Source organism: Prevotella sp. CAG:255 (genome assembly GCF_000431195.1).
Taxonomy (GTDB): Bacteria; Bacteroidota; Bacteroidia; order Bacteroidales; family Bacteroidaceae; genus Prevotella; species Prevotella rara.
This window is the reverse complement of record NZ_HF986784.1, coordinates 35,783-44,850: the sequence shown is the minus strand read 5'-3', so window position 1 is coordinate 44,850 and position 9,068 is coordinate 35,783. Positions and strand designations below refer to the sequence as shown.

The 9,068-nt window shown below is 49.0% G+C and carries 2 protein-coding genes; both read left to right on the top strand.

Features of this window, described 5'->3' with window-relative positions; all coding sequences use genetic code 11:
- Positions 1-128: 128 nt before the first annotated feature.
- Positions 129-7,031 carry a LamG-like jellyroll fold domain-containing protein gene (locus QVO66_RS03680; protein WP_021854055.1) on the top strand — a complete coding sequence of 2,301 codons (6,903 nt, stop codon included), beginning with the start codon at positions 129-131 and terminating at the stop codon, positions 7,029-7,031.
- On the top strand, positions 7,031-9,010 hold the full coding sequence (locus tag QVO66_RS03675) for an NPCBM/NEW2 domain-containing protein (protein WP_021854054.1): 1,980 nt from the start codon (positions 7,031-7,033) through the stop codon (positions 9,008-9,010). Before QVO66_RS03680 ends, QVO66_RS03675 begins: the two co-directional genes overlap by 1 nt.
- Positions 9,011-9,068 lie beyond the last annotated feature (58 nt).

Below are 9,068 nucleotides of genomic sequence, written 5' to 3'. Positions count from 1 at the left end.
TTTGGTAACATGCGGACATTCATTTATTTTTTAAATTGGCTACAAATGTATAATTTTGCACACACATCAGAGAAACAGATAATAGATTATTTGATGCAAAAACTTATATAAACAGAAATAAAGGTATTATGGTTAGAAAAAGATTGACAGGATTAGTGGCGCTTCTGCTGCCGTTCGTGTTCATGCAGGCACATCTGGGCCGCGAGAAGAACGTTGACGACAAGAAGCGTTCGAAGATGGAACGTGCTGTTTCCACATTACCCGATTCTGCTTATGAACAGGTGAAAAAGGAGGATTTGTTGAATGATGAGGTCTACATCAAGCTTGCGCGCGACGGATGGTTCCCGCAGGAAATAACAAGGATTATGGACCGATACATAAAAACGAATCGTGGAAAGGTGCGCGGTTCGCGCGAGTATGGTATGTATGCCAAGCAGTGGCTTCCTACTTTTGGCCACACGCCGGGCAGCGACTCTATCTATCAGTTTGTGGATACGGCTTATTACGGCGAGACAATGAAGTCGGTTCGTCGCCTTTATTCAAAACAGCTTGAGACATATTATCCCGAAATACCTTATACGCCTGAAGACAGGATGAGGGGTATACGTAATCCCGGCTACTTCCGCCCCGTGCAGCAGAAACCTTATACGGGCCGTGTGCACTGGATAGTAGTGCATCCTACTGACCCTGATGCCTTGATGGTTATCCCTGACGGAGGCGGAATATTCCGTACGGATAATCTTGGCAAGACATGGGACTGCGTTACGGACAGAATACCCGACCGTGAGTTCCGCAAGATCTGCTCACATTCGGCTATACCCGTAGACCCGGATGACTGGAACCATTTCTTTGCCTTCATGAAGAACGGCGGCAGTAGTGCTGTGTATGAAACTACGGACGGCGGACAGAGCTGGACCAGAGTGCAGGGCGCTACGCATAAGTCGTTTAAGCGCGGCTATGCCTTTAAAGATGCGTCGGGAAAACTGAAGTTTATCGGCGCAATACAGTCTGGCGCGAATTATCTCGGCAGTCAGTTGTGGTACAGCGAGGACAAGGGTGTCAGCTGGAAGCAGATTGTGCTGCCGGATAACCTGAAGGAGACACACCCTGAGACAGGAATGAAGGGCTCGTTCTTCCAGAACTTTGCCTTCCATCCCACAAACCGCAACATTATATATATACCGACATCACGCAGTATATATTACTCTGAAGACGGACTTACTCCGAAGAGCGATGGAAGCTTTGACATAAAGCGCATGACGTTCGACGTGTATAATCAGGACGGAACAGAACTGCGTTACAGTCAGGTGAACGAGTTCCCGTTTAAGGCTACAACCCAGAGTTTCCTTGAAGTGAATCCCGACAACCCGTTGCAGATGTGGTTTGCAACAGCGTCGCGTAACGTCAGCTATGGCGTATATTCTGCTGTTTACCGTTCAGACGACGGCGGAAAGACATGGCGCACGCTGCAGGAGCCTATAAATGGTATCGGCAGCGGACTGGCCTTCGGAAACGAGTCGCCATGGGGCTGGCTCGGCGGATTTGGCGTAAACTTTAAGGATCCCCAGTGGCTCTACGGATGCTCAATGAGTTCTGCAATAAGCAGTGACGGCGGACATACGTTCAGAGAGTTCGGATGGGGTAACCGCCTTAAGGCTCTGGCCGACAACGGACAGTACTATACAACTACGAGTGCACGTCATAATGCAGACAACCACTGCATCGTGTCTCACCGCAGCGGACGCGTGTTCCGCGGCTCTGATGCGGGACTTCTGGTAAAGGATAAGGACATAAACAATCATGAGTGGACTAACATAAACAGCTCGATGGGCAATCAGCTGCACTATTCTATTAAGGTAAACGAGTTTGGCGACCAGACAATGCTTGGCAACACACAGGATGTGGACGCTCAGACATACCGCTACGGACGCTGGGGCAACTGGCGCGGATATGAGGGTACGGAAGCCTTCCTTAATCCTTATGCCGGCACATGCTATTTCTCAGGAAGCGGAGGCGGAGGCCTTGAAGGCGTATCGCTCAGCTCTTGGTATGAAGGCTATTCGATGGCTGATGTATGTACAGGCTACTGGTATCTGATTCACAATCCGGGAAACAATGCCCAGTCGTTCTTCCGTATAGAGGACTTCGGCCGCAAGACGATAAACCTGTCTGCAAATACAGTGGATGAGACCGGTGCGGGAACAGGTGCGCGTGATTTTGCGATAACACGTGACGGCGACAAGCCTACACTGTTTGTGCTGAACACCAACCACACAATTGTCAAGTCGACAGACAATGGCAATACGTTTGAGACTGTCAAGGTGATCGGTTCCAACGGCTCTAAAGTTCCGGCTAAGTTTACTAATGCCTGGATTGCTGCTGATCCGAATAACAGCAACGTTATATATGTTGCACAGACCGGAAAGGTGCTTAAATATGATCTTACAACAGGAGACAGCGAAAACCTCTCGCAGGGTCTGCCGTCAATTTCGTGTGACGATATATTCTTCCATGAGGGAACAGGAGATCTGTATTTCTTCAGCTCTTCGTCAGGTATATATCTGCGCGACCACAATACTGGCCAATGGTCGTTGTGGCTTAAGGGATATAATCCGCTTTCGGCAAAGCGTCTTGCCTTGAACTATACCACCCAGGAAATGGTGATAGGCGATTACGGACGTGGCGTGTGGGTAGCTGACCTTGAGCATCCGGCTGACCGCTACTTCAAGAATGGCTTTGCGCTGAAAGAACTTTCTAATGTCAACGGACGCCGTACATTCGGAATTGATACAAAGTGGACTATTCCGCTTTACTATGACTATACATGGTATGTAAACGGAACAGACGTGAACAATCCGTATCAGTATTTCACGTCTAACCTGAAGGACGGAGACAGAGTTAAGCTGAAACTGACCCTGCGCGAGTCGCCGGACGTAACAACTGAGTCGGCTGAATATACAGTCAAGTCGTCTTCGGCAAAGGCAACGGCTGTTGATTACACTCCGAAGCCTGGCCAGGCTCTTTACAGCAACGGTAGCGGTCGTATTGACTTGGGAAATGTTGACTACTTCTTTAATGACTTTACCATAGACTTCTGGATTAATCCGGAGAACGACGGTGTCATTCTGTGTAACCGTCCTGTAGAGCAGCAGCGCGATACGCGCGGATGGGCGTTGCTCCTGGATCAGGGCAAGCTGAAGTTCCGCTATGCGCCTGCACAGCTGTTCGACCGTGCAACATACGACACAAACGAGACTCAGCAGACCGACCTTGTAGGCGGAGCGCTGACTAAGGGACGCTGGTCGCATGTAGCCTTGAGCGAAGACCGTGACGGAAATGTTACATTATATATAAATGGCAGCGAGGTGGCTTCGGCTCCGCGCATAGTGCAGTGGGCTCCGCTCAACAGTGCTGTCAACCTGTCGCTCTTTGCCGACGGATTTGAGAGCATGGCGATGAAGGGAAGTGTAGACGAACTGAAGATATGGAACCGTGCGCTCAACGCGAACGATGTTAAGCGCGCCATGTTCTCTCATGACACATCGGAGGCTGACGCCTTGGTTTACTACAACGACTTCAATGCCGGAGCGCTTGACAAGGAGCATGAGCTCTTCTCGCGTGCAGGAATGGCTCCGCGTACTCAGGCCGTTACTTCTTATGTGAAGATGCCGGTGGCTGTAGGTGCAGTCAAGTCAGAGGTGAAGACTCCTCAGGGACGTACAGCCTATGAAACAGGCAACGGTACTGCGATATATCTTACGCCTTCGGGCGATCAGTCGCCTGAATTTGGTGTATATCGTTATGCAAACCTGCATCCGGACAGCATGGGTGTCAACACTCAGTATTATGTTGCTGCTTCCGAGGTGTTCCAAATACGTCCGTTCTCTGATGCCGGTCAGCTGACTCTTGATATAGAGCTGCCTCTGTCATGGCATAGCGGAAAGCAGTATCAGCTCTATGCCTGCGGCTTGTATGAAGACCAGAAGGTGTGGATGAAAATGGCCGACATGGAGGCTGGCGAAAGCGGAAAGACGCTCGTTGCCAAAGGGGTGAAAGCTGCCGGACTGGCAGACAAGATGCTCGCCGTGCTTGAGAATAAGGCTGCGGTAGAGCCTTCGCTCGCCGGAAACTGGGAAGGAAACGAAATCGACGTTTATGATCAAAGCGATGTTGCATATGATGTAAATGCGCGCCTTGTAGGCGGAATGAATGAGCCTGAAGGAATTTATGAAATCAGCTCGAGAACAGGACTGTTCAAGGTTGCTGATAACATGAAGTTTGTCAACGGCAAGGCTGTGGCAAAGTTGCAGCTTGACGTAGAAATGCTGAAAGGTAGCAAGACTCTTAAGGATACCATCGAAAGCAAGAACGGTACAATGGTGCCGCTGGTAATCACTGTGAACAACAAGATGCTGCCACAGGATCCGGGTAAGGCCATGACATTTACAAGTGGCGGAGCTGCTGTGCAGTCGTCTCAGATAAGCGGAAGTCTTAACGGACTCAACAATGTCACCATGATGGGATGGGTGCGTGTAGACAACGAGGATATGCTTAAGAGCGTTAAGCCTCTGATATTCTTCCGCGGCAGCAACGGTGGAGTTTGCGGAATACATATTGCAGACAAGAACCTGCGTTTCCACTGGAATGACGGATATTACGGATGGTCTACCACACATTATTTCAAGTCTACGGATGTAGGCCGCTGGATGCATGTGGCACTTGTGGCAGCTTCAGACGGATTCCATGTATATCTTAATGGAGCAGAGTATTTCCGTTCGACAAGCGTGCCTACTGCCAAGATAAATTCGGCATTGCTTCTTGGACAGAACTATCAGGGCGACAAGTGGTTTAAGGGTGCAATAGACCAGGTGATGCTGTGGAGCCGTGCGCTCTCGTCTGACGAGATACGCAAGTATATGCTGAACAATCCGCGTCTTGACGAGCCGGGTTTGGTGTCGTTCATCGATATGGATCATACGAACGAGGATGGAAAAGTTTATGATGTTGTTACGGGCACTCAGCTCACTCTGTATGGAACAACGTCTAACGAAGACTTCTCTCACATGCCATATCACCCCACTGCTACGTTCAGCCAGAACAGTCAGGATACAGAGGCAGGTCAGGCCGTTCATGTGGCAGCTCCGCAGGGAGTAAGCGCAAGCTTCGGCATTGGCGTGATGAACGGAACACCTTATAACTATGCAAATGCTGACCATGCAGAGCTTACGCCGCTGAGCAACTCGTTCTATACGTTGACTATGAGCAAGGCGTCGGTGTTCTCATCTGGCCAGAAGGCAACAGTAAGCTTCGCTATGCAGCAGGCTGAATCGGCACCGGCGGTTACGTTGGCTCTGCGTCCGATAGGATCTACAGAACCATTCTCAACGTTTGTTCCGATGTCGAGTCAGGATAACGGCAGAATGAAGTTTGAGGTTGACGGCACTACCCTTAATGACGGATGTGAGATGATGCTGATGTACGACGGTGCTGCGGGTGAATATCCTGTAAAGGTAAACCTGTCGGTTGACGGTCATGCTGACGGCGACACTATAATTATAAGCGACGTTAACAACAAGATAACTGTAAAGAGCCGTGTGATAAGCAAGAATCCGACAAGCAAGGTGCAGGTGTCTGTAGTTGAGTCAGAATATGCTTCTGCAAACATATCAGAACTCGACCTTAACGGTCCGGCAGAACAGGATATCATTGTGACGATTAATCGTGACAACCTTAACAGTCTGGCTGTTAATCCTGTTACAATAAAGCTTTCGGGAGTTACCGACAATAGCGAACTTAAGCTCAACGTTGCGCTCGAGCCTATTGTAGAGCTGTCGCTGGCTGACAATGAAGACGGAGCTAATGTGATAGAGGCTACATCGCCATACGTGTCGTTTGGCGTAAAGGCTAAGCTGTTGCAGGGTGTGCTCAGCGACGGCGTTAAGATAAAGATTGACTCTGACGGAGGTGCGGAGGGTATCGTGAACACATCTCTAGGCAGCTTGCTCAGCAACGGCAACGCAGCTTATGCAGATATGCTTGAATATTATCCGAGCGAGAGCGAGTTTGACGCAGGATGGAACCTCATTGGTAATCCGTATCTGTCTAACATAAACCTTACGAAGGAGCATAATGTCGTGCTGAATGAGGATGAGGTGGTGAAATATCTCTACCAGTATAATCCTGAAAGCGACACATATACAGCCTGGGATATGGTTGAGAACTATGACGAGACTCAGAAGCTGATGCCGTTCCAGCCGTTCTTCGTGCAGACACGTCAGGCGGGTGCAAGTCTTGTGATAACACCAGAGGCTAAGAATACAAGCATAAGCCGCCGCGTGTTCGACCACTACATGCTGCATGAAAGCAAGATGCTGCGTATCGGTCTCTATGAAGGCGACTCAGACAAGCTGGCCGACCGCACTGAGGTGAAGCTGCAGGATGAAACTTCTGCCGGATTTGTTCTCGGTGAGGATGCCGTGAAGATGTGGGGAGGACTCAACTCTAAGACCAACGAGATTGCCACTGTCTGCGGAAATCGCAACCTGTCGGTAAACGTGCTTCCGGGCAAGAAGGTTGAGATACCGCTTTACTTGCGACTCTCGTCTACAGGAAAGTTCCGTATAGCTGCAATAAAATCTTATGGCTATGGCCTTAACGACAAGGCAGAACTGCTTGACAAGTCAACAGGTCAGAGATGGAGTCTGCTCGACGGCAACGGATATGAATTTGACGTCAATAATGTTGATGAAGCCAAGTCGCGCTTTGCACTCGTGCTTAGTGTACATGAGGAGACCACTGGCGTAGGGCAGGTTGCCGGCGGCAAGCCTTCGGTAAGCATCGATGGAAACACATGCCGCATAGAAGGTCTCTCAGGCAAGTCGGTAATAGAAATGTTCGACACAGCCGGACGCCGATGCGTCTACACGACAACGTCTTCAGACAGCTACTCTCATCAGTTGCCTTCAGGCACATACATCGTGCGTGTGCGCACATCTAACAAGGATTATACAAACAAAATAAACGTAAGATAATGAAAGCAAGATATATAATTGTTTTATTGTTCTCATTGCTCGGCCTGTCTGCACAGGCCCAGAGCATTGAGCTGATAGGACTTGTTCCAAGTGCCGACGGCGGTGTCTCGGGCCGTATGATATTGGCTAAGGTCAATGCCGGAGGCGAGGAAATACAGAATGTTCAGGTAGTGTCCTTCAGTCTGCGTGACGGCAATAGTACTGTGTCTTCAGACAATATACCATTGTCAGACGGATATTATCTGCTGCCAATACCGGAGACGCTCAACCGTAACTTCACGGTGCCTCTGCTTGACACAACTGACAGATATGCATATCGTGCAAAATTTATCACTGTAACCGGAGCACAGTATCTTTCTGAGTTGATAGAGGACAATGGCGTCGAGCGTTTTAAATGGATCGGACAGGATGTCAAGTGGAATGCTGCTACAAGCGGATATGATAATAGAATAAAGTTTGACGAAGGCATTGATGGTGGAAATCCGTTCCCTGTTGACGGTATTAGATTCTATAAGAGTTTCAGCACTCATGCCAACGGCAGCTTCACGTTCAACTTTGCTGAAGACAGTCCGTACTCACGCTTTTTTACGTATTACGGAATTCAGGACGACAAGAGCAGCGGCGACATCCGTTTTTCTCTTTCCGTAAACGGCGAAGTGAAGGAGACACAGACAATGTATGCCAAGACCAATCCGGTGAAACCGGCTGATGGTATATATCTGCGTAAGTATGAAGTTCCTATAGACGGACAGACAAATATTGTCATAACGGGTAATATAATTGACAATAACGCTCAGGATCACATGAACTTCCCGCTTGGACGTGTTTATCTTAAAAAAGATGTAAGAAAAGCTCAGAAAGCTACATGGCCTGAAACTGACATATTGGCCTACGGCAAGCCGTTTACACATACGCTTGACGCAGGATTCACTTCAGGCGGTACCGGGCTCTACTATATAACAGCCGGAAGCGAATATGCAACCATAGAGGGAAATGTGCTGAACGTTCATACCATACCGGTGGATAAGTCGGCATATATAGAGATTGCGGCCGTGCAGCCAGGTACAGACGAATATCTTACCTCGCCTATAACTAAGTGCCGCTTCTATGTGCGCAATAATAAGACTGTGGCAAAAGACGGAAAACTTGTCCTGAACGATGGTGACGAGATAGACCAGCTGACAGTGTATGCCGATCCGGAGTCACGCGGACAGGTGGTGGTCGACAAAGGCTTTGTAACGGTTAAGAAGCTTATACTGAAATATACTTTCAAGCCGGGTGAGTGGAACTTTATATCGTTCCCGGCCAACGTGAGCCTTTCAAAGATAAGCGACCTCAACTCATTGGGCTATAGCCTGAATGACTCTAAGAAAGCTTTCTATATATGCGAATACAGCACACGCTCGCGTGCAGAGCAGCCCGGCAAGACAGCGTGGGTGAAGATGCAGACAGACAACGTCGTTAAGAACAAAGGCTATATTATGGGTGTGGCCCGTTCGGCTGACAATCCTGACAACAAGCCCGTGGAAGTAACCTTCGTGTTCGAGAATACCACGCTGGGCATGGATGCTTCAAACAATGGCTCGCTCAACGTAGAACTTAACATGATGCAGGTGGAACCCGGTACGGAGATTCCTGTATATGTAAGACCGGACGGTGTGAAGGGAGCGCCGCTGAGGGTGATGGTAAGGTTCTCTCCGAAGGACATCACGGAGCTGCCCGTCAACTATGCCAACGCTCTTGAAGAGGCCCGCGTTACGTTCAATCCTAACAATTCGGGCATCCGCCTCACTCTGCCCACGCAGGATCCGGCAAAGGTGGTGATCTTCGACAGCAAGGAGCGAGTGGTTAAGGCTGTGAAGTATATTGCACCATATCTTATAGATGTTACCGACATGAAACCGGGCAAATATCAGCTCTACATCCAGTATGGCAACGCCACGGCAACGAAGCCGTTTGAGATTGGTGAGAATAAATAATGACAACAGCATAATTTTATACTATTATTAAACATAACCTAAGAAAAGGAGCGATTAA